The sequence below is a fragment of the Streptomyces sp. NBRC 109706 genome, from assembly GCF_000974485.1.
GTDB lineage: Bacteria > Actinomycetota > Actinomycetes > Streptomycetales > Streptomycetaceae > Streptomyces.
On sequence record NZ_BBOM01000009.1, the window covers coordinates 315,695 to 334,235 of the forward strand.

The window sequence follows — 18,541 nt, forward strand, 5'->3', positions numbered from 1 at the left end:
GCGGGTACAAGGGAGAATCAAGATGATCCTCTACCTCGACGTCGACGGCGTCCTCATCCCCGGACCGGACGACCAGGGCGACCCTCCTCCCACCCACGACATCCACCACGTCACGCCGACCGGCTACGACAAGCCGATCAAGGTATGGCTCAACCCGCACCATGGTCCCCAACTCGCTGCCCTTGTCGCCGACACCGGCCTGACCCCGGTGTGGTGCACCAGCTGGCGCCAGGACGCCTCCCGCCTCATCGCACCCTGCCTCGGCCTTCCTGACTGGCCGCATGTCTCCCTCCCCCGCCTGCCGCTGACCACCAGCCACCCCAACGGCTATCTGTGGAAGCGGGATCACCTCATCCAGCACGCCGCCGGAGCGCCATTTGTCTGGATCGACGACGACTTCACTTCCGCTGACCACGAGTGGGCTGCCGCCCGCGTCGCCGGCGGCCAGCCCACTCTCCTTGTCCAGCCGCAACACCGTGTAGGGATACAGCCCCAAGACCTATGGACGGTCCGCACCTGGGTGTCGACGCACCGGAGCGATGGCTGGAGACAGCAAGCGGAACATTGACGTATGTGGATCAGGTCACCGCTGGTTGAGGAACGCGACGAACGCCGCCCAACTCGGAGCAGGAACCATCAGCACGTCGGACCTGGTCTTGCTGTCCCTCACCGGTACGACGCCGGCGAAGCCGTCGGCGACCTCCACGCAGTTGTTGTCGCCCCCGGTGCTGAAACTGCTCTTGCGCCACGAGGCGGCAGTGAGGTCAGGGGTGTTCATGACTTGCAGTCCTCCAGGATCTTGCTGATGAAGTTCACCGAGGCTGAGGGCGTCAGCGCCAGATCACGCAGCCGATCGTAGGACAACCGGAACTGCGTGACTTCCTCGGAGTCCTCATACAGCTCCCAGAGTAGTTGCCTTCCAACCAGGCAACGGGGCTATGGTCCGGCTGCCAGAGCAAGGCCATCGACCCACCCATCAGCGGGTGGACGCCAACGCTGAATGGCAGCACCTGAAGGACGATCGAAGGCAGATCGGCAGACTTGAGCAGGTGACGGAGTTGCTCTCGCCAGACCTCGGGATCAGCAGTGGGTCTGCGTAGGACTGACTCGTTGACGATGAAGCGCGCGCTGGGAGCTGGCGATTGGTGCAGTAGCAACTGACGATCGATACGGGCACTGACCTGGGATTCCAACTCATCCTGCGTCCACGGCCCGGGGGCCGAAGCAAGAATGACGCGAGCGTACTCCTCGGTCTGGAGCAGTCCAGGAATGATCTCCGCATACCGGTGCATGATGGTGGCCGTGGCTTCGTACTGCATAAACAGCCGGTAGCGGTCCACGATCACCTCGTCCTTGGCCAGCTTCCACAGCTTGCGGAGCAGGGTATCGGTCTTGTAGTAACCGTCGAGGTCTTCCATCACCGTCCGTTTGGAGAGGCGGTCGCCGTTCTCCAGGCGGTTCAGGTAGCTGCGTTCGTAGCCGGTGTCCTCGGCAAGCTGACTGAGGGACTTCCCGGCCTTCTCCCGCAGGCTCTTGAGCATGTAGCTCAGCACATCCCGCGCGCTTGTCGGCTCTTCGTCGATCTGTTCTGTCATCTCGGCCTTACTCGCTGTCAGACGTGGGGGACAACACCTGGAGGGCTTCAAACGGCCTGTCGGCGGCCAGGTTTGGGATACCAATGAGCACTCGGGTTCCCCAAGTACACACCGTGGCGCAGTGCTCACGGGACCAAAACCCGGAAATCTCCTGCAACTACTCGAACAGTTCGAGAGTGCGATCACCTACAGATCTGGAGATGACAGCATGTATCAACCTATCGCCCGGTTTCTTTCGCGCCGGGGCAGCGACCGGTCCGACGCGGAGGAGCCGCAGGTGGAGGACGGTTCGGAGCCCGAGCCGGAGGCCGAGGACCGGCACGCGGAGCTGCGGGCGCGGCTCAAGGCACGGAACGCGGCCAGCGAGAGCAACTACCGCCTGAAGAGCGGGGATGTGCCGTGAGTATTCCGGAGTTCGTTCTCGATCCGGACCAGCCGACGTTGTTCGTCATGGAGTGTGTGAGCTGCGGGTTCTTCGGGCCGAAGGGGCAGGACGCGGAGGACGGGGCGGAGTGGGCGGGGCAGCATCTCGCTCTTCACCCGGATCACCTCGCCTACCGGGAACACATCACGCGGGCCTACCGGTTCGAGGCGGCGGCGCCGTGACCCGTGAGCCGATTATCAAGGCGGCGGACTGGGTCCTGACCGACGATCACGGGCCCGGGGCGCCCAGCGGGATATACGGCGTGGAGTGCATGGTCTGCGAGGCCCGCTCGCCCCTCTTCGATGACGACGCGCAGCCCGTTGCGGTCTGGACCGTTCAGCACACCGCCCAACACCCGGACCACGACCTGTTTCTCGCGCGGGCGGAGAAGCACTGGCGCGTCGTGCGCCGCCGGCACGAGGACGAGAACCCGCCGCCCCCGCAGAAGCCGGTGCTGGCGTTTCTGGACCGGGCGTTCGGGCCGGCGTTCGTCGGGTTGATGTGTCTGTTCACGGCCCTGACCGGCTATTTCATCTCCCTCAACTGAGCAACAAGGACAAACAACTTCATGCTCATCACCTTCATGGTCCTGGCCACCACCCGGGACGGGCACCTGCTGATGGTCCAGGGCACGGACGGCTGGACACTGCCCCACGGCACCATCCCGCCCGGCCGCTGCCCCGTCCTCACCGCACGCGAAACGCTGATGGACACCACCGGCTACGACCGAGGCGTCACCGACGCCTACGCCATCAGCCTCACCCACCACCCCCACCTATCGCTGACCTACGTCCTGGACGGCGGACACACCCCCACCATCCCCGCCGGCGCGCACAAGCACCTCCCGGCCAACGCCGGCTGGCTGCCGCTACGCGAACTCCACGAACCACCCCCCATCGTCCGCAACGCCCTCAGCGCCGCCGCCCAACGACGTCGCGTACCCGTACTCATCAACGGCGAACGCCCCGACGCCGCCTACACCTAGAACAGAGAGCCAACACATGTCCCAGCAGATCATCGTCCTCGTCACCACCCGCAACGGGTACGTCCTCCTCGACCGCGATGAGCTGCCGCAGGCAACCGTCCCGGCCCACGGGGACCTCGCGCTCACCGGACGGCTCACCCTCGCCCGCGGGACCGGACACCTCGCCGACATCACCCGCGCCTGGACCGTCCAACCGACCGCCGAGAACGGCGAACTGTGGGTGCTGGACGGAGGAACGTTCGACACCGTCCCGGACGTCACCGAGGACACCAACCCCAACACCCGCTGGGCACCCACCACATCGATCAACAGCGGCATCATCGGGGAAGCCCTGGACGCCGCCGACAGCGGCATCAGCATCCAACTCCCCACCACCTGAACGAACCCACGCGGGTGGCCGGAGAGGCTTTGGGCGGGAGCTGCCAGGGGGCGAGAGAGCGGGGGGCCGTAAGCTTGACCGGCGAGTCGGGCACCCGTGCCTGACCGCGTTTTCGACCGAGTGGCCCCCCGCTCTTAGAGGCTCGCCCCCTGGTGGCTGCCTAAAGCATCGGAGGCCACCAGCCCCAGCCACGGAACCAGCCGCAAACCGGCCCCGAACCCAGCCACAAACGCCTGAACGCCCCCGCGCAGCGGGGGCGTTCAGGCGTTCAAAACACTGACGGCCGGCGGCCCACCCGGGGGTTAGCCCCACCCCGAAGTGGCGGGCGGGCCGCATGGTGGCCGGGCCGCGCCGTTTCTAACGTTGATCACGCACATTGATCTTGCGCGAGGCGGCAACGCCGAGGAGGCATCTGCTGATGAGGACGGCGAGGAACGGGCGGCTGACACGGGCGTGGCTGTGGACGGCCGGTGTCGGGGTGGTGGCGACGGGGGCGGCCGTGGCGCTGTTGCCGAACGGGGCGGCGATCGGCTCGTCGGCCGGCGGGGGCGACTCGGGGCACGAGTCGCGGTTGCAAAGGGACGCGGCGCTGGTGGTCCAGGCCGGGGCCACCGGCATGACGGTGGCCGTCGAGGGCGCGGACGGCGAGCAGGAGCGGGCGCGGGCCGGGGTCGCCGAGTTGGGGACCGAGCGGCAGGTGCCGTGGAACGGGTACTACCGGATCGGCAGTGACACCAAGACCTTCATCGCCGTGCTGATGCTTCAACTCGTCGACGAGGGACGGGTGGAGCTGTCCGACACGGTGGAGGAGTGGCTGCCGGGCGTCGTCTCGGGCGAGGGCAACGACGGCAGTCGGGTGACGGTGGCGAACCTGCTGCGGCACACCAGCGGGCTGACCAACTACACGGATCTGCTGTTCGGCGATCCCGAACTCCTCAACCCGGAGAACTACCACGAGGAACGTTTCCTGGTGCGATCGGTCGAGGAGAAGGTGACGCTGGCGATGACCGAGCCGCCCGGCTGGCTTCCGGACGCGGATGACCCGGGGGGCGAGACCAGGTGGGCGTACTCCAACACCAACTATCTGCTGGCCGGAATGATCATCGAGGAGGCCACGGGCCACAGTTGGGAGCGGGAGGCGCACGAGCGGATCATCGAGCCGCTGGGGCTGGACCACACCTTCTCCCCCGGCACCTCGGCATACGTTCCGGAGCCGACCGCCCACGGCTATCTGCAGTTCCCGGGCGAGAGCGAGTTGACGGACACCACGCTCCAGAGCGAAGGCGGCGCGGACGGTGCGCTGATCAGCACGCCCGACGATATGAACACCTTCCTACGGGCGGTGGTGGACGGCACGTTGCTGCCGCCGGAGCGGCTGGCCGAGATGCAGGAGACGGTGCCGGCCGACGATTTCGGGGAGGGCGCGGGCTATGGCCTGGGCCTGGTCTGGGCGCCGCGCTGCGGTGAGGGCGAGCCGGGGCTGTGGTTCCACGGCGGGACCTCGTTCGGCACGGTCTCCGAGGGCGCCGTCACCGAGGACGGCGAGGCGGCGGCGAGCGCCGCCGTGTTCACCCTGCGCTTCGAGGACCAGGAGCAGCAGGAGGCCCAGGACGAGGCGACCCGGGCGATGATCGACAACGCCCTCTGTGCCGACGGGCGTTGACAGGACCGTAGCGGTACACCGTCCCCCTGGGGCAAGCCAACGGCAGGGGAGCCGGGTGCGGCCGGTGGCAAGGCGACACCGACCACTTACGCTGCGTCAGGTTTGCGGTAGGGTCTCCGCCAGTGACCACTGACTCCTGGGGGAGTCATGGACGTTGCGGGACCGGTTTTCTTACTACTGGCGGTGCTCTACTTCGTGCCCACGATCATCGCTTTCGCGCGCGGCGTGCGTAACGCGGGATCCGTGCTGGTCGTCAACCTCTTTCTGGGGTGGACGTTGGTGGGTTGGGTGGTGGCCCTGGCGATGGCCGCGCGCTCGACCGACCGGGGCAGCCCGTATCCGCGCTGAGCGAGGCATCCGGTCCACGAAAGCGAGAACGGTCCCGCCCCGTCGAGCGGGGCGGGACCGGCGTGCGCCGTCAGGCGGCCATACCGTTGGGTGGCGCCGTCAGGCGGCGACGAGTTCGGGTTTGAGGAGGACCTTGGTCCAGCCCTCGGCCCGCTTGTCGAAGCGGTCGTAGGCCTCGGGCGCCTGGGCCAGCGGCAGTCGGTGGGAGACCACGAAGCTGGGGGTGGCGCGGCCGGCGATGATCAGATCGCGCAACTGCCGGTTGTACGCCTTGACGTTGGCCTGGCCGGTGCCCATCCGCAGGCCCTTCTCGAAGAACTTGCCGACCTTGACGAGAAGTTGACCGTGCTTGGCGCTCTCGCTCGGGCCGCCGGGGTCCTCGGGGACATAGAGGCCGACGACGCCGAGGGCGCCGGTCGGGCGGACCGCTTCGATCAGGGTGTTGAGCACGATGGCCGGCTGCTCCTCGCCCTCCTTGACGGTCGCCTGGTAGCCGACGGCGTCGATGCCCTTGTCGGTGCCGTCGCCGCCCGTCTGGTCCTTGATCTGGCTGGCGGCATCGGCCTTGGAGTAGTCGATGGGAATGGCCCCGATGCGCTCGGCCAGGGCCAGCCGGTCCGGCTGCTTGTCCACCACGAAGACCTTGCTGGCCCCGCGCAGCAGCGCCGAGTAGGCCGCCATCAGGCCGACCGGGCCGGCGCCGAAGACGCAGACGGTCTCGCCGGGGCTGACACCGGCCAGCTCGGTGGCGTGGTAGCCGGTGGGAAAGATATCGGCCAGCAGCGCGAAATCGTCCTCGTGCTCCTCGCCCGGGGGCAGCGTCAGGCAGTTGAAGTCGGCGAAGGGCACACGCAGGTACTCGGCCTGGCCGCCCCGGTAGGGGCCCATGGAGACATAGCCGTAGGCGCCGCCGGCGAAGCCCTCGTTGACCGTGAGACAGAATCCGGTCTTGCCGGCGAGGCAGTTCCGGCAGAAGCCGCAACCGACGTTGAACGGGAGGACCACCCGGTCCCCCTTCTTGATCCTGGCCACGCCGGGTCCGACCTCCTGGACGACGCCCATGTTCTCGTGGCCGAAGACGATGCCCGGCTCGGCGCCGGTTCTGCCCTCGTACATATGCAGATCGGATCCGCAGATGGCACTGGTGGTGACCCGGATGACCACGTCGTTCGGATCCTCGATCCGGGCGTCGGGTACGTCCTCCACGGTCACGGAGTAGGGCTCCTGGTACACGACCGCCTTCACAGTTACCTCCAGGCACGCACGTTCTTGCTCCTTTTGGGGCACTTTGCTCCACGGTAGTGGCGCCCGGCCCACCCGGCGACCGGGGCGACCCGCCGCCCGCCCGCACTACCGTTGCGCCATGGACATCGCGATACGACCGATGACTGAGGGTGACGCGGCGGCCGTCGCCGAACTGCGGGTGGCGGGCTGGCGGACGGCGTATCGGGGGCTGATGCCGGCGGAGTTCCTGGACGGGCTGAGCCCCGGGCGGTTCGTCCGCTGGCTGGATACGCGTCCCTCGCTGGACGGGCATCTGGTCGCCCACCGGGCGGACGGCGAGCTGGCCGGCTGGGCGTCTTCCGGTCCCTACCGGGCGGACGACGCCTCGGGGACGGACGGGGACGGCGACGGGGAGTTGTACGCCCTCTATGTCCGGCCCGACGCCTGGGGCGTCGGCGTCGGCCGGGCGCTGCTGGCGGCCTCGCGCGACTGGCTGGCCGCCCGGGAGTACGCGCGGCTGCGGCTGTGGGTGGTGGTCGGCAACGAGCGCGCCCAGCGGTTCTACACCGCGGCCGGGCTGCCGCCGGACGGCCGGCGCCGCGAGGAGCGGATCGGCACGGCACTGGTGGCCGAGGAACGACGCACCGGCCCGCTGCCCTGAGGCGGCTCGGGCGCCGGAACAGGGGGTATCCGGGAGCGTGGGACGCCGCGTATGGAGTACGTTCCCTGCATGGCTCGTCCCGTGAAGTCGGCTCGCACCCAGCAGTCCTCCCAGCGCCGCAAGGTCCGCCGCGAACTCGCGGCGGCGGCCCTGGAGTTGTTCGCCACCAAGGGGTACGAGGCCACCACGGTCGACGAGATCTCCGCCACCGCCGGCGTCGCCAGACGGACGTTCTTCCGCCACTTCCGGTCCAAGGAGGAGGCGATCTTCCCCGACCACGACGACACCCTGGAGCGCGTCCAGTCGGTGCTGTTGGGGGCGCCGGCGCAGGAGAACCCGATCGACACGATCTGCCGGGGGATCAAGGAGGTGATGCGGATGTACACCGCCTCGCCCGCCCTCTCGGTGGCCCGCTACCGACTGACCCGCGAGGTGCCGGCCCTGCGGGAACGCGAGATCGCCTCCGTCTCCCGCTACGAACGGCTCTTCACCCGCTATCTGTTGGCGGAGTTCGACGAGCACTCGCATCTCGGCGACGAGCCCTTGCTGGCCGAGGTGGCCGCCTCGGCGGTGGTCACGGCGCACAACCATGTGCTGCGCCGCTGGCTGCGCAGGGAGGGGCAGGGGGATGTGGAGGCGGCGCTCGACCACGCGTTCACCATTGTGCGGCGCGCCTTCGGCGATCTGCCGTCGGGCGCGGCTCAGCCGAGCCGGCCGCCGGTCATGTCGACGCGGGAGGGCGAGGTGCTGGTGACGGTCGCCAGGACGGACGCGCCGCTGCCCGAGGTGATGAAGGCGATCGAACAGGCGCTGCACCAGCGGCGGTGATCGGCGCTGTCAGTGCCACGTCGTATCGTCGACGACGTCCCCGTAGACGTCCGTCGGTCCGTCGCCGCCGCCGGCCGTCGATGTCCGCCGGCTTTCGAAAGGCCCCTCGATGACCGCCGTTCCGTCGCCCGTGCTCCGGCCCCGCCGTTCCTGTCTCGCGGTGCCCGGCAGCAACCCGCGCTTCCTGGAGAAGGCCCAGGGTCTGCCGGCGGACATGGTCTTCCTCGATCTGGAGGACGCCTGCGCGCCTTCGGCCAAGGAGGCGGCCAGGGGGTTGGTGGTGGCCGCGCTCAACGAGGGCGACTGGGGCGGCAAGACGCGCGCGGTGCGGGTCAACGACTGGACCACGCACTGGACATACCGCGATGTGATCACGGTCGTCGAGGGCGCGGGCGCCCGGTTGGACTGCCTGATGCTGCCCAAGGTGCAGGACGCCGAGCAGATCGTCGCCCTCGATCTGCTGCTCACCCAGATCGAGCGCACGATGGGCCTCGATGTCGGCCGCATCGGCATCGAGGCCCAGGTGGAGAACGCCAGGGGCCTGCTGAACGTGGAGGCCATCGCGGCGGCCTCGCCCCGCCTGGAGACGCTGATCTTCGGGCCCGCCGACTTCATGGCGTCGATCGCGATGCGCACCCTGGTGGTGGGCGAGCAGCCGCCCGGCTATCCGGCGGACGCCTACCACCACATCCTGATGCGCATCCTGCTTGCCGCCCGCGCGCACGGCCTGCAGGCCATCGACGGGCCCTATCTCCAGATCCGTGATCCGGACGGCTTCCGCGAGGTGGCCGGCCGCTCCGCCGCGCTCGGCTTCGACGGGAAATGGGTGCTGCACCCCGACCAGATCCAGGCGGCCAACGAGATCTACGCACCGTCCCAGTCCGACTACGACCAGGCCGAACTGATCCTGGACGCCTATGCGCATGCGCTGTCGGCGGCGGGCGGCGCCCGGGGCGCGGTGATGCTGGGCGAGGAGATGATCGACGAGGCCAGTCGGAAGATGGCGCTGGTGGTCGCCGCCCAGGGCCGGGCCGCCGGCCTGACGCGTACATCGGCCTTCACACCACCGGAGCGCTGACGGGGCGGTGCCGGCGGCTCGGAGGTGCGGGTGCGGATGCCCACGCATTTCGGCCATCCGGGCACAGTGCGGGCCATCCACACCCGCGCGCCCGGATTTTTACCAGATCATGAACCACGCCGAACGGGGCCCGTTCGGAAACCACCCGCGACCGTTCCGCGACCCTCCGTGCCACCGCCGCCGGCCCCCGCTCCCCCGCAGCCCGGCACTCCGTCCGCACGGCCCGGGCACCGACCCCGTGCCGCCGGAGCGGACAACCCGGGCGCTACCAGCGCGAAGAGCCCGAAGGGCGCCGCCCAGGACGCGCCGGAACGTCCGAAACACGCCAGGGCCACGCGCCCCCGCCGGCACGGAAACCGCCACCGACCCGCCGGCACTGGGCGACCGGACCGCCACGGAGCGAAACGGTCATGTGACCGATCCATGAGGGAACCGTCAACAATCGGAAGATGATCTTCAGCCAACACCTCCCGGACGCGCCCCGTCCACTGAGCGGATTGTCCTTTTCACACCCTGGTCAGCGCCCGTTCCACGACCGCCGAATGACGTCGATGAGCCCGCTGGCTTGCCGAGTTACCGCCGGGGACCTATAGCATCGGTAGTAAGCCGCTTCGCTGTGGACGGGTGCGGCACTCACCGCTACGAAGGTCTCTCATGCCTCACCGCTCATCCTCTTCCCCCAGCGGCCGGGTACGTCTGGCCCGCGGCGCGTCCGCCTGGCTGCTGCCCACGGTCGCCGCCGCGGGCGTCAGCCTCGTCAAGGCGCGCCGGTCCGGTCGTTGGGCGGCGGCGGCCGTGCCGACCACCGCGCTGGCCGCGGGAATGCTGTGGTTCTTCCGGGACCCGGAACGGGAGATCTCCCAGGGCCGGCTGATCTCCCCCGCCGACGGGGTGGTGCAGAGCATCACCGACTGGCCGGACGGCAGGATCCGGGTGGCGATCTTCATGAGCCCCCTCAACGTCCACGTCAACCGCGCCCCGGTGGCCGGCACGGTCGCCTCCGTCGAGCACATCCCGGGCGGCTATGTCCCGGCGTTCGACAAGGAGAGCGAGAACAACGAGCGGGTGGTCTGGCGCTTCGACAGCGAGCTGGGCGATCTGGAGATGGTGCAGATCGCCGGCGCCGTGGCCCGCCGGATCGTGCCCTATGTGCCCCAGGGCTGCAAGGTCGAACAGGGCGAGCGGATCGGCCTGATCCGCTTCGGCTCCCGGGTCGACGTGTACCTCCCCGAGGGCATCGAGCCGGCCGTCGAGGTCGGCCAACGCACTACGGCGGGAGTGACACGCCTTGACCGTGATTGACCGCAAGTCCGCCCGTGCCTGGGCGAGGGCTGATGAGGAGGGGGACGGCGAGACCGATGACATGCCGTTCTCCATGCGGCTGTCAATAGCGGACACGCTCACCCTGCTGAACGCCACCTGCGGCTTTCTCGCCGTCTACTTCACCACCACCGGCGTGCTGATCCCGCACCTGACCAACAGCGGGGACGCGGGCGTGGTCCGCAACAACGCCGCCACCGCGGTGCTGTTGATGCTGCTGGCCTCCGTCTTCGATCTCTGCGACGGGCTGGTGGCACGCAAGCTGCGCTCCTCCCCGATGGGCGCCGAGCTGGACAACCTCTCCGATCTGATCAGTTTCGGTCTGGCCCCGGCCTATTTCGTGCTGGTCTGGGGGATGGTGGTCGGCGACGTCCATGAACCGCTCTCGGCGCTGGCGGCCACGGTGGTGTTGCTGGCGGTGGTGCTCCGGCTGGCCAGATTCTCCTGTGTGACCATGCCGCACGGCGTCTTCCAGGGCATGCCGAGCCCTTTCGGCGCGCTCACCGTGGTCTCCATCGTGCTGCTGGAACTGCCGTTCACGCCCACGCTGCTGGCCATCGGGGGCGTCGCCTGGCTGATGGTGAGCCGGGTCGAGTACCCCAAGCCGCGTGGCACGCTGGCCGTCGCCATGCTCGCCTGGATCACGCTCAGCATGGCGCTGCTCACCGCCTGGGCGTTCGACGCACCCGGCGGGCTGCTGATGCTGCAGACGGCCTGCTCGCTCCAACTGGTGCTGGGCGCGGTGATCCCGCTGTTCGCCATGTGCCGCCGGGTCTTCGCGTTCCGCGACAACCGCCGCGAGGCGCGCGCCGCCCAGTCCTGAGGCCCCGGCCGCTCGTACCTCCGGCTGTTCCGTACGTCCCGAACCCGGTCGCGCCCCGCGAGGCGCGGCCGGGTTCGTGGTCGCTCCGGCGACTGTCGGTGGCCCGTTGCACAATGGCCGCATGGAGTTGACCAAGAAGGGCCATGCCTGTGTGCGGCTCACGGAGCAGGGCCGCACGCTGGTGATCGATCCGGGTGGTTTCAGCGAGCCGGACGCCGCGCTGGGCGCCGACGCCGTGTTGATCACCCACGAACATCCCGACCATCTGGACGAGGGCCGGCTGCGGGCCGCGCTGGACGCCGATCCCGGCCTGGAGATCTGGACGTCCGGGGCCGTCGCCGATCTGCTCGCCGGCGCGTTCCCCGGGCGGGTGCACAGGGTCGGCGAGGGCGATGCCTTCGAGGCGGCGGGCTTCCGCGTCGAGGTGCACGGCCAGCTGCACGCGGTGATCCACCCGGATCTGCCCCGCATCGCCAACATCGGTTTCCTGGTGGACGAGTCCGTCTTCCATCCGGGCGACGCGCTGACCGTGCCGGGCCGCCCCGTCGACACGCTGATGCTGCCGTTGCACGCCCCGTGGAACAAGTTCTCCGAGGTGGTCGACTATGTGCGCGAGGTCGCTCCCAAGCGCGCCGTCGCGGTGCACGACGGGCTGCTCTCCGACACGGGCCTCGCCGTCTACGGGCGGAACCTCAGCCCCCAGGGGCTGGACATCGGCCCGTCCTCCTACGCCCGGCTGACGCCCGGGGAGTCCGTCTCCGTCTAGCCCGGACGCCGAACCCCCCGCCCCACGCCCGCCCCAACTCGCCATAACCTGCTGCAACTCGTCGAACGTCCCTCCCGAAAGAGCCGTCATGCGCATCGCCACCTGGAACGTCAACTCGATCACCGTGCGTCTTGAGCGGCTGCTCGCCTGGCTGGAGCGCAGTCAGACGGATGTGCTGTGCCTGCAGGAGCTGAAGTGCGACACCGCCGCCTTCCCGGCCGAGCCGCTGCGCGCCGCCGGCTATGAGGCCGCGGTGCACGCGAGCGGCCGGTGGAACGGCGTCGCGGTGCTCTCCCGGGTCGGCCTGACCGATGTGGTGGAGGGGCTCACGGGCGGCCCGGCGTTCAACGACGAGGCGGAGCCCCGCGCGGTCGCGGCGACCTGCGGCGGGGTGCGCGTCTGGTCGGTCTATGTGCCCAACGGGCGGGAGATCGGCCATCCGCACTTCGCCTACAAGCTGGCCTGGTTCTCCGCGCTGCGGGAGACGGTCGCCAAGGACGCGGCGGGGGCGACGCCGTTCGCGGTGCTCGGCGACTTCAATGTCGCGCCGACGGACCACGACGTGTGGGACATCGGGGAGTTCGACGGCGCCACCCATGTCACCGAGGCGGAGCGCACCGCGCTGGCCGAGCTGCGCACCACCGGGCTGTCGGATGTGGTGCCGCGCCCGCTCAAGTACGACCGCCCGTTCACCTACTGGGACTACCGGCAGCTGTGCTTCCCCAAGAACCGGGGCATGCGGATCGATCTGGTCTACGGCAACGCGGCGTTCGAGGCGGCCGTCTCGGACGCCTATGTGGACCGGGAGGAGCGCAAGGGCAAGGGCGCGTCCGACCACGCCCCGGTGGTGGTGGATCTGACGCTCGCCGGCTGAGCCGAACGGCGGCGCGCGGAAGCAAGTCGCCCGCGTCGCGTCCCCGTTGCGCCTCCCGGCGGCCGGCGGGAACGGCGCGACGGATGGCGGGAACCGCGCGCCGCTTCGGCCAAACCGGGCCCGGGGTGCGACCCTTGGGGCATGAACATCCCTTTCCTGGACAACTGGCGCAAGCGGCCCGCTCCCGCGACCGACGCCTGGTCGGACACCGAAGGGGTGGCGGAACTGCTCTCCGAGTGCGAGCTGTTGCGCGACCGTGCGCAGCGGGCCGGACTGGTGCTGGGCGACACCCCGATCTCGCTTGAGGCGCTGGACCAGTTGGTGCCCCGCTGGCGTGACGATCCGGAGGAGTTGCCCTGGTTGGCCAACGACGCCGGGCTCTACCTCGGCACGGTCATCGTGCGCACCGTGCCGGGCGCCCGCTGGGGCCCGGGGCCCGACGGGCAGCCCGTGGTGGTGATGGCCTCCGGGCGGCAGGTCGATGTGGCGGCCACCGGGCAGCAGTGGGCCGAGGCCGGCTCGCCCGAACTGTCGCAGGTCTACGCGGAGGTGGCCGAATCCTAGGCCGCGCGGCGCCGGCGGGCCGGGATGCCGCGGGGGCCGGCCGGGCGGCCCCCCGTCCGGTCAGCCGCCGAAGGCGATGGCGTACTCCAGCCGCCAACGGTCCCCCGGCACCACGGTGTCGGATGTCTCGACCGGCCGGTCGTCCGCGTCGTAGTGGGTGCGCTCGACGGAGGTGACGCACTGCCCGGGTGAGCAGCCCAGGGCCTCCGCCTCGGCGCCCGTGGCCGGGCGTGAGCCGACCACCTCGCGGGCCCGCACCACCCGCACCCCGATGGCGGCGAACCGGCCCCGCACGCCCCTGCGGGCATAGGGGCCGCGCTCCGGATAGACCACGTCGGTGCCCTCGGTCAGGGTCAACGGCTCCCAGCTGGTGGCCAGTTGCAGCGGACGACGATCCGCCAGGTACTCGTACTGGGTGCACATCACCGCCTCCCCCAGCGCCACGCCAAGACGCTCGGCGATGCCCGGCGGCGCGACGGTGGGCGTGGAGACGGCCTCCCAGCTGACCTCGGGATGCTCGGCCGAGCCGCCCGCCAGGGCCTGGACGCTGGCCGACAGCGGCGAGTCCACGGCGCCCGTGGACCGCAGCAGCGCGCCGATCGGGGCCCGGTCGCTGACGAAGACCCCGCGCCCGAACTGGCCCGTGGCATAGCCGGCGGCCTTCAGGACGCGCACCGCGCGATCCACCGTCTGGTCGCTGGCCCCGTAGGTCCGCTTCAGCTCCGCCCGGGACGGAATCCGCGCCCCCACCAGCAGCGCGCCCTCGTCGATCTGGCGGCGCAGATCGTCCGCGATGCGCTGATACATCGGCCGGCTGTCGCCCATCCGCGTCTCCCTTCCACGGCGTACGAGGCGTCCGTACCCGCCAGCCCAGGCTACGTCACGCCGCGTCAGAGTTCCTTACTGGTGGTGAGCTTGGGCGGCGGGGTGGTGGCCGCCTTGGTGACATCGTCGACCAGTTCGACCAGATCCGCCCCGTATGCCTGGGAGTTGAAGACCTTCAGCAGCAGGCAGAAGGTGCCGCCGGAACCGTACTTGCGCGCCAACTTCACATGGTGCCTGGCGAGATAGCGGGTGGCGGCCTGGTTGGTGACGGAGCGCTGGCCGCAGGCGAGGAAGACCGGGCGGTCCTGCTGTCCGGCGGTGATGCGGGCCAGCAGCACGTACTCGGCGACGCCGGACTCCAGCCGGTAGCGTTCGGAGCCGATGCCCAGGGCCCAGCGGTCGGGGCCCTCGGAGTCGGTGTTCACCAGCACGCCGGGCAGCAGGCTGCTCAGATGTGCGGCGGTCCGCCGGTTGGCCGTCGGGCCGCCCAGGCAGAACTCGGTGCGTTCGCCGAAGCCCTGGCGGGCGCTCTCCCCCGATATCAGCTGGGCCGTGGCGCCACAGTTCCTGATCACGGCGGAGAGTTCGAGCAGGGCCAGCACGTCGTTGCGGGTCACCGCGCCCTCGGCGGTGGTGTCGCGGCCGACGACCAGCAGACATTCGGCGTTGTCCGGCAGCCCGAAGAAGCTCTGCAGGCGGTGTCTCGCCCGGGCGGCCAGCCGGCCGCGCAACCACGCCCCGAGCACGAGAGCGACCAACGCGGTGGCCGCCACCGCGATCACCGGGAGAAGCGCGTCGTCATTCATGGCCGGGAATCTACCGGTGCATGACACGAGGGACGAGCCCTGGCGAGAACCGGACGGAACGGGGACCTGGCGGAGCGTCGCATCGGTCGGACGGCGCGCGGTGGGTGGCGCGCGCCGGGGCGGGGCGACTCACGCCGTCACTTTCCGGCCAGTCTCTCGGGGGAACTCGGGGGATCTCGGGGGCTCTCCGGGGCTCTCGGCGGCTTCAGGGGGTGGGGGGCGGCGGGGCGACAGCCCGTTCCCCCTCCTCGGCGCCCGGGCGGCCGGCGTCCGGGGCGGCATAGCGGTGGGCCAGTTCGCGCACCGTCCCGGCCACCGCCGCGCGGAGCGAGGCCGGCGCCAGCACCTCGGCCTCGATGCCGAGGCGCAGCAGGTCCCCGACCGCGATCACCTCGGTCTCCACGGGGAGTTCGACCCGCAGCCAGCCGTCCGGCGTCGCCGGCTCGGCGCCGGCCAGGGCCTCGGCGCCCGCCGCCCCGAAGAACATGGTCAGCAGTTTGGCGCCGCGCGGCGATATCCGCAGCGTGGCCCGGTGGCGGAAACGCGCCTCCGCGAGCCGGCGCGTGGACTCGGCCCAGTGCGCGCCGAGATCGAAGCCGGCGGGCCGCTCGAAGGTGGCTTCCGCGAGCCGCACGGTGTCGAGCCGGGAGACCCGGTAGGTCCTGGGTTCGTCGTCCGGGCGGCCCCGGGTGGCCAGCAGGTACCAGATGCCACCCTTGAGGACGAGCCCCAGCGGGCACAGCTCCCGCTCGCCCGAGCGGTGCCAGCCCCGGTAGTCGACGATCAGGACGCGCTGGTCCCAGACCGCCTGGGCGACGGTGGCCAGTCGCGGGACGGACTCCGTCTCGCGGAACCAGCCGTGTGCGTCGAGGTGGAAGCGCTCCGCGACCCGCGCCGCCCGGGCGCCCAGCGGGGCGGGGAGGGCGGCGCGGAGCTTGAGCTGCGCCGCCGCCAGTTCGGCGCCGAGGCCCAACTCGCCGGCGGGGCCAGGTATTCCGGCGAGGAAGAGGGAGTCGGCCTCGGCGTCGGTCAGCCCGGTGAGCCGGGTGCGGTAGCCGTCCAGCAGCCGATAGCCGCCGGCCGGTCCCCGGTCGGCGTAGACCGGGACGCCGGAGGCCGCCAGCGCCTCGACGTCCCGGTAGACCGTGCGCACCGAGACCTCCAGCTCGGCGGCCAGCTCGGGGGCGGTGAGCCGGCCCCGGTTCTGGAGCAGCAGGAGGAGGGAGAGCAGACGGTCGGCGCGCATAAGTCCCATGATGCGACGACCCGAGGCCGTACCTGACAGGAGGTGTCAGGTACGGCGGGCAGAGTGCTCTTCGTCCGCCCGGCCCGGAGGGTCCGCGCCGGTGGCGGAACACGGAAGGGGACCATCGATGTCCGAGTCACTGTCCGCGTCACTGACTGGCGAGTTCACCTTTGCCGACTGGGTGGAGAGCCCGGTGGGCCCGGCGGACGCCGAGCCGCCCAGGCTGGCGCATGCCACGGTGCGGAACGCGTTCTCCGGCGGGATCGTGGCGGCCGACACGCGCTGTGAGTACACGATCGCCTACACGGAGGGGAAGACCGGCCGGTTTGTCGGTCTTGAGCTGGTGACCGGCGAGGTGGACGGCCGCGCCGGCGGCTTTGTGCTGGAGGAGCGCGGCGACTTCGACGAGGCGGGCGTGGTGACCTGCGAGTTCTCCGTGGTGCCGGGCTCCGGCAGCGGCGCGCTGGCCGGGTTGACCGGCGGCGGGGGCTTCACCCACCGGCCGGGGGAGACGTCGACCCCGTACCACTTCTCCTACGAGCTGCCCGCCGAGGGCTGACCAGGGGGGGTGCGCTCCGGCGCGTTTGCGGGGACCAGCGCCGGGGCGCACCCTGGGCTGGGGGGAGGCAGAGGAGCGAACCGGGGAGACCGAGCGAAAGGAAGTCGCGCGATGTCCCGCATCTCGTATCTGCAGCAGGTGTCCCAGGACGAGGCCGGGGCCGCCGCCGCCCGCCCGGTGGTGGCCTCCTATCCGGACTACGCCGGCGCCCAGCGAGCGATGGACCATCTCGCCGACGACGAGTTCCCGGTGGACAGGACGGCGATCGTGGGGACCGATCTGCGCATGGTGGAGACGGTGTTGGGCCGGCTCACGCTGGCCCGCGCGACTGGGGCCGGCGCCGGCACGGGCGCCTGGTTCGGCCTGTTGGTCGGGCTGTTGCTGTCCCTTTTCGTGGACGGCGGCGCCAGCGTGCTGTTGACGATTCTGAGCGGCGTGTTCTACGGCGCGCTGTTCGGCGCCGTCTTCGGCTTCGCCGGGCAGGCGATGACCGGCGGCCAGCGGGACTTCGCGTCCCGCAACCGGATCGTGGCCGCGCACTATGACGTCGTCGCCGACCAGGAGGTCGCCGAGGACGCCAAGAACCGGTTGATCAAGCTCGGTTGGCGGGAGAGCTGACCGCCGGCCACGCCGGTCGGCGCGCGGCTCGGCCCGTGCGGGTGGCCTGCCGGATCTCCTCGCTCGGCCGGTCGCGCGACCGGTCCGTCGGGACCGGGGACAGCATGGGTCGGCGCTCCCGCTCCAGCCGTTTTCCCTCCGGCCTCGGCGTCAGCGGGGCCGCAGCCGCAGGCTGTGCATGCCGCCGTCGACGGCGACGGCGGTGCCGGTGACGGCGCCCGCGCGCGGGCTGGCCAACTGGGCGATGGCCTCGGCTACTTCCTCGGCGGCGACCAGCCGCCCGGTGGGCTGGCGGGCTTCCAGAGCCGCCCGTTCCGCCACCGGATCGTCGGCGGCTGCCAGCAGCCGCCCCACCCAGGGGGTGTCGACCGTGCCGGGGTTGACGCAGTTGACGCGGATCCCGGCGCGGACGAGATCCGCCGCCGTGGCCCGGGTGAGGGCCAGCAGCGCGCCCTTGGTCGCCGAGTAGAGCGCCCGGTCGGGCAGCCCGGTGGTCGCGGCGACGGAACAGGTGTTGACGATGGCCGCGTGGTCGGAGGCGCGCAGCAGCGGCAACGCGGCCCTGGTCACCCGGACCACGCCCAGCAGGTTGACGTCCAGCACCCGGTGCCACTCGTCGTCCGGGTTGTCCTCGATGGTGCCGGCGGCGCCGATGCCCGCGTTGTTGACCAGGATGTCGAGGCCGCCCAGCGCCTCGGCGGCGTCGGCGACGGCGACGCGCACCGAGGCGTCGTCGCTCACATCGGCCCGGAAGCCGAGGAGCGGCGCGGGCACCTCGGGGTTGACGTCGAGGCAGGCGACGGTGGCGCCGCGTGCGGCGAGCAGGCCGGCGGTGGCCAGGCCGATGCCGGAGGCACCGCCGGTGACCAGCGCGGCCAGTCCGGTGAACTCTCCTTCTGACGCTGGGGCGTTGGGACGTTCGGAGGGGTTCATGGCTGTGTCACGGCTCCCTGGT

25 protein-coding genes are annotated in these 18,541 nt (G+C 70.7%); 18 read left to right on the forward strand and 7 right to left on the reverse strand.

Annotation, left to right across the window (positions count from 1 at the left end):
• The first annotated feature begins 22 nt into the window (after nucleotides 1-22).
• A complete protein-coding gene (locus AOM46_RS20920; protein WP_062214108.1) occupies nucleotides 23-568 on the forward strand; it encodes an HAD domain-containing protein in 546 nt (181 codons plus the stop codon).
• A gap of 15 nt (nucleotides 569-583) precedes the next feature.
• Here the strand turns inward: AOM46_RS20920 and AOM46_RS20925 are convergent, their stop codons facing one another.
• A complete protein-coding gene (locus AOM46_RS20925) occupies nucleotides 584-778 on the reverse strand; it encodes a DUF397 domain-containing protein (protein ID WP_062214109.1) in 195 nt (64 codons plus the stop codon).
• Between the two features lie 52 nt (nucleotides 779-830).
• Entirely contained in the window at nucleotides 831-1,595 is a 765-nt protein-coding gene (locus AOM46_RS20930) for a helix-turn-helix domain-containing protein (RefSeq protein ID WP_370592748.1), read from the reverse strand.
• 208 nt (nucleotides 1,596-1,803) lie between these two features.
• Here AOM46_RS20930 and AOM46_RS20935 point away from each other — a divergent pair, with 208 nt between their 5' ends.
• The 7 genes from AOM46_RS20935 to AOM46_RS20965 all read left to right on the forward strand — a co-directional run bounded on the left by AOM46_RS20935 (nucleotide 1,804) and on the right by AOM46_RS20965 (nucleotide 5,394).
• Nucleotides 1,804-1,998, forward strand: a complete 195-nt coding sequence (locus AOM46_RS20935; protein WP_062214110.1) for a hypothetical protein — start codon at nucleotides 1,804-1,806, stop codon at nucleotides 1,996-1,998.
• Complete coding sequence (locus tag AOM46_RS20940) at nucleotides 1,995-2,201, forward strand: hypothetical protein (protein ID WP_062214111.1); 207 nt, start codon at nucleotides 1,995-1,997, stop codon at nucleotides 2,199-2,201. Before AOM46_RS20935 ends, AOM46_RS20940 begins: the two co-directional genes overlap by 4 nt.
• A complete protein-coding gene (locus AOM46_RS20945; RefSeq protein ID WP_062214112.1) occupies nucleotides 2,198-2,566 on the forward strand; it encodes a hypothetical protein in 369 nt (122 codons plus the stop codon). Before AOM46_RS20940 ends, AOM46_RS20945 begins: the two co-directional genes overlap by 4 nt.
• Nucleotides 2,567-2,587: 21 nt before the next feature.
• Nucleotides 2,588-3,004, forward strand: a complete 417-nt coding sequence (locus AOM46_RS20950; RefSeq protein ID WP_062214113.1) for a hypothetical protein — start codon at nucleotides 2,588-2,590, stop codon at nucleotides 3,002-3,004.
• 16 nt (nucleotides 3,005-3,020) lie between these two features.
• Nucleotides 3,021-3,383 (forward strand): hypothetical protein, encoded by a 363-nt coding sequence (locus AOM46_RS20955; protein ID WP_062214114.1) that lies wholly within the window; start codon nucleotides 3,021-3,023, stop codon nucleotides 3,381-3,383.
• A 418-nt stretch (nucleotides 3,384-3,801) separates the two neighbouring features.
• On the forward strand, nucleotides 3,802-5,046 hold the full coding sequence (locus AOM46_RS20960) for a serine hydrolase (protein WP_078857040.1): 1,245 nt from the start codon (nucleotides 3,802-3,804) through the stop codon (nucleotides 5,044-5,046).
• Between the two features lie 183 nt (nucleotides 5,047-5,229).
• Nucleotides 5,230-5,394 (forward strand): superinfection immunity protein, encoded by a 165-nt coding sequence (locus tag AOM46_RS20965; RefSeq protein WP_234313892.1) that lies wholly within the window; start codon nucleotides 5,230-5,232, stop codon nucleotides 5,392-5,394.
• A gap of 99 nt (nucleotides 5,395-5,493) precedes the next feature.
• Here the strand turns inward: AOM46_RS20965 and AOM46_RS20970 are convergent, their stop codons facing one another.
• Entirely contained in the window at nucleotides 5,494-6,639 is a 1,146-nt protein-coding gene (locus AOM46_RS20970) for a glutathione-independent formaldehyde dehydrogenase (protein WP_062214116.1), read from the reverse strand.
• Between the two features lie 118 nt (nucleotides 6,640-6,757).
• On the opposite strand from AOM46_RS20970, the gene AOM46_RS20975 reads away from it, so the two are divergent.
• The 8 genes from AOM46_RS20975 to AOM46_RS21010 all read left to right on the forward strand — a co-directional run bounded on the left by AOM46_RS20975 (nucleotide 6,758) and on the right by AOM46_RS21010 (nucleotide 13,532).
• The gene (locus AOM46_RS20975; protein WP_078857041.1) at nucleotides 6,758-7,279 is read left to right on the forward strand and encodes a GNAT family N-acetyltransferase; all 522 of its coding nucleotides are present in this window, start codon (nucleotides 6,758-6,760) and stop codon (nucleotides 7,277-7,279) included.
• A 69-nt stretch (nucleotides 7,280-7,348) separates the two neighbouring features.
• Nucleotides 7,349-8,107, forward strand: a complete 759-nt coding sequence (locus AOM46_RS20980; RefSeq protein WP_062214118.1) for a TetR family transcriptional regulator — start codon at nucleotides 7,349-7,351, stop codon at nucleotides 8,105-8,107.
• Nucleotides 8,108-8,216: 109 nt separating this feature from the next.
• Nucleotides 8,217-9,185 (forward strand): CoA ester lyase, encoded by a 969-nt coding sequence (locus AOM46_RS20985; protein WP_062214119.1) that lies wholly within the window; start codon nucleotides 8,217-8,219, stop codon nucleotides 9,183-9,185.
• 654 nt (nucleotides 9,186-9,839) lie between these two features.
• Nucleotides 9,840-10,487, forward strand: coding sequence for a phosphatidylserine decarboxylase (locus AOM46_RS20990; RefSeq protein WP_062214120.1), 648 nt, complete (start codon nucleotides 9,840-9,842; stop codon nucleotides 10,485-10,487).
• 61 nt (nucleotides 10,488-10,548) lie between these two features.
• Complete coding sequence (locus tag AOM46_RS20995) at nucleotides 10,549-11,328, forward strand: CDP-alcohol phosphatidyltransferase family protein (protein WP_078857042.1); 780 nt, start codon at nucleotides 10,549-10,551, stop codon at nucleotides 11,326-11,328.
• Nucleotides 11,329-11,449: 121 nt separating this feature from the next.
• Complete coding sequence (locus AOM46_RS21000) at nucleotides 11,450-12,094, forward strand: MBL fold metallo-hydrolase (RefSeq protein ID WP_062214122.1); 645 nt, start codon at nucleotides 11,450-11,452, stop codon at nucleotides 12,092-12,094.
• Nucleotides 12,095-12,182: 88 nt separating this feature from the next.
• Entirely contained in the window at nucleotides 12,183-12,968 is a 786-nt protein-coding gene (locus AOM46_RS21005; RefSeq protein ID WP_062214123.1) for an exodeoxyribonuclease III, read from the forward strand.
• A 141-nt stretch (nucleotides 12,969-13,109) separates the two neighbouring features.
• On the forward strand, nucleotides 13,110-13,532 hold the full coding sequence (locus AOM46_RS21010; protein WP_062214124.1) for a DUF6278 family protein: 423 nt from the start codon (nucleotides 13,110-13,112) through the stop codon (nucleotides 13,530-13,532).
• A gap of 60 nt (nucleotides 13,533-13,592) precedes the next feature.
• Here AOM46_RS21010 and AOM46_RS21015 read toward each other — a convergent pair whose 3' ends face one another.
• The 3 genes from AOM46_RS21015 to AOM46_RS21025 all read right to left on the reverse strand — a co-directional run bounded on the left by AOM46_RS21015 (nucleotide 13,593) and on the right by AOM46_RS21025 (nucleotide 16,418).
• Entirely contained in the window at nucleotides 13,593-14,357 is a 765-nt protein-coding gene (locus AOM46_RS21015) for a GntR family transcriptional regulator (protein ID WP_062214125.1), read from the reverse strand.
• A gap of 65 nt (nucleotides 14,358-14,422) precedes the next feature.
• Entirely contained in the window at nucleotides 14,423-15,163 is a 741-nt protein-coding gene (locus AOM46_RS21020) for a hypothetical protein (protein WP_062214126.1), read from the reverse strand.
• 205 nt (nucleotides 15,164-15,368) lie between these two features.
• Complete coding sequence (locus AOM46_RS21025; protein ID WP_078857043.1) at nucleotides 15,369-16,418, reverse strand: YafY family protein; 1,050 nt, start codon at nucleotides 16,416-16,418, stop codon at nucleotides 15,369-15,371.
• A 118-nt stretch (nucleotides 16,419-16,536) separates the two neighbouring features.
• On the opposite strand from AOM46_RS21025, the gene AOM46_RS21030 reads away from it, so the two are divergent.
• Both AOM46_RS21030 and AOM46_RS21035 read left to right on the forward strand, forming a co-directional pair.
• Nucleotides 16,537-16,968 carry a DUF3224 domain-containing protein gene (locus AOM46_RS21030; protein WP_062214128.1) on the forward strand — a complete coding sequence of 144 codons (432 nt, stop codon included), beginning with the start codon at nucleotides 16,537-16,539 and terminating at the stop codon, nucleotides 16,966-16,968.
• 111 nt (nucleotides 16,969-17,079) lie between these two features.
• The gene (locus tag AOM46_RS21035; RefSeq protein WP_062214129.1) at nucleotides 17,080-17,586 is read left to right on the forward strand and encodes a general stress protein; all 507 of its coding nucleotides are present in this window, start codon (nucleotides 17,080-17,082) and stop codon (nucleotides 17,584-17,586) included.
• A 150-nt stretch (nucleotides 17,587-17,736) separates the two neighbouring features.
• Here the strand turns inward: AOM46_RS21035 and AOM46_RS21040 are convergent, their stop codons facing one another.
• Nucleotides 17,737-18,519 carry an SDR family NAD(P)-dependent oxidoreductase gene (locus AOM46_RS21040; RefSeq protein ID WP_062214130.1) on the reverse strand — a complete coding sequence of 261 codons (783 nt, stop codon included), beginning with the start codon at nucleotides 18,517-18,519 and terminating at the stop codon, nucleotides 17,737-17,739.
• Nucleotides 18,520-18,541: the final 22 nt, after the last annotated feature.

Coding starts and splice junctions, on each gene's coding strand:
- AOM46_RS20920 (WP_062214108.1), top strand. CDS start 23: ATGATCCTCTACCTCGACGTCGACGGCGTCCTCATCCCCGGACCGGAC.
- AOM46_RS20925 (WP_062214109.1), bottom strand. CDS start 778: ATGAACACCCCTGACCTCACTGCCGCCTCGTGGCGCAAGAGCAGTTTC.
- AOM46_RS20930 (WP_370592748.1), bottom strand. CDS start 1,595: ATGACAGAACAGATCGACGAAGAGCCGACAAGCGCGCGGGATGTGCTG.
- AOM46_RS20935 (WP_062214110.1), top strand. CDS start 1,804: ATGTATCAACCTATCGCCCGGTTTCTTTCGCGCCGGGGCAGCGACCGG.
- AOM46_RS20950 (WP_062214113.1), top strand. CDS start 2,588: ATGCTCATCACCTTCATGGTCCTGGCCACCACCCGGGACGGGCACCTG.
- AOM46_RS20955 (WP_062214114.1), top strand. CDS start 3,021: ATGTCCCAGCAGATCATCGTCCTCGTCACCACCCGCAACGGGTACGTC.
- AOM46_RS20960 (WP_078857040.1), top strand. CDS start 3,802: ATGAGGACGGCGAGGAACGGGCGGCTGACACGGGCGTGGCTGTGGACG.
- AOM46_RS20975 (WP_078857041.1), top strand. CDS start 6,758: ATGGACATCGCGATACGACCGATGACTGAGGGTGACGCGGCGGCCGTC.
- AOM46_RS20980 (WP_062214118.1), top strand. CDS start 7,349: ATGGCTCGTCCCGTGAAGTCGGCTCGCACCCAGCAGTCCTCCCAGCGC.
- AOM46_RS20985 (WP_062214119.1), top strand. CDS start 8,217: ATGACCGCCGTTCCGTCGCCCGTGCTCCGGCCCCGCCGTTCCTGTCTC.
- AOM46_RS20990 (WP_062214120.1), top strand. CDS start 9,840: ATGCCTCACCGCTCATCCTCTTCCCCCAGCGGCCGGGTACGTCTGGCC.
- AOM46_RS20995 (WP_078857042.1), top strand. CDS start 10,549: ATGCCGTTCTCCATGCGGCTGTCAATAGCGGACACGCTCACCCTGCTG.
- AOM46_RS21000 (WP_062214122.1), top strand. CDS start 11,450: ATGGAGTTGACCAAGAAGGGCCATGCCTGTGTGCGGCTCACGGAGCAG.
- AOM46_RS21005 (WP_062214123.1), top strand. CDS start 12,183: ATGCGCATCGCCACCTGGAACGTCAACTCGATCACCGTGCGTCTTGAG.
- AOM46_RS21010 (WP_062214124.1), top strand. CDS start 13,110: ATGAACATCCCTTTCCTGGACAACTGGCGCAAGCGGCCCGCTCCCGCG.
- AOM46_RS21015 (WP_062214125.1), bottom strand. CDS start 14,357: ATGGGCGACAGCCGGCCGATGTATCAGCGCATCGCGGACGATCTGCGC.
- AOM46_RS21020 (WP_062214126.1), bottom strand. CDS start 15,163: ATGAATGACGACGCGCTTCTCCCGGTGATCGCGGTGGCGGCCACCGCG.
- AOM46_RS21025 (WP_078857043.1), bottom strand. CDS start 16,418: ATGGGACTTATGCGCGCCGACCGTCTGCTCTCCCTCCTCCTGCTGCTC.
- AOM46_RS21030 (WP_062214128.1), top strand. CDS start 16,537: ATGTCCGAGTCACTGTCCGCGTCACTGACTGGCGAGTTCACCTTTGCC.
- AOM46_RS21035 (WP_062214129.1), top strand. CDS start 17,080: ATGTCCCGCATCTCGTATCTGCAGCAGGTGTCCCAGGACGAGGCCGGG.
- AOM46_RS21040 (WP_062214130.1), bottom strand. CDS start 18,519: ATGAACCCCTCCGAACGTCCCAACGCCCCAGCGTCAGAAGGAGAGTTC.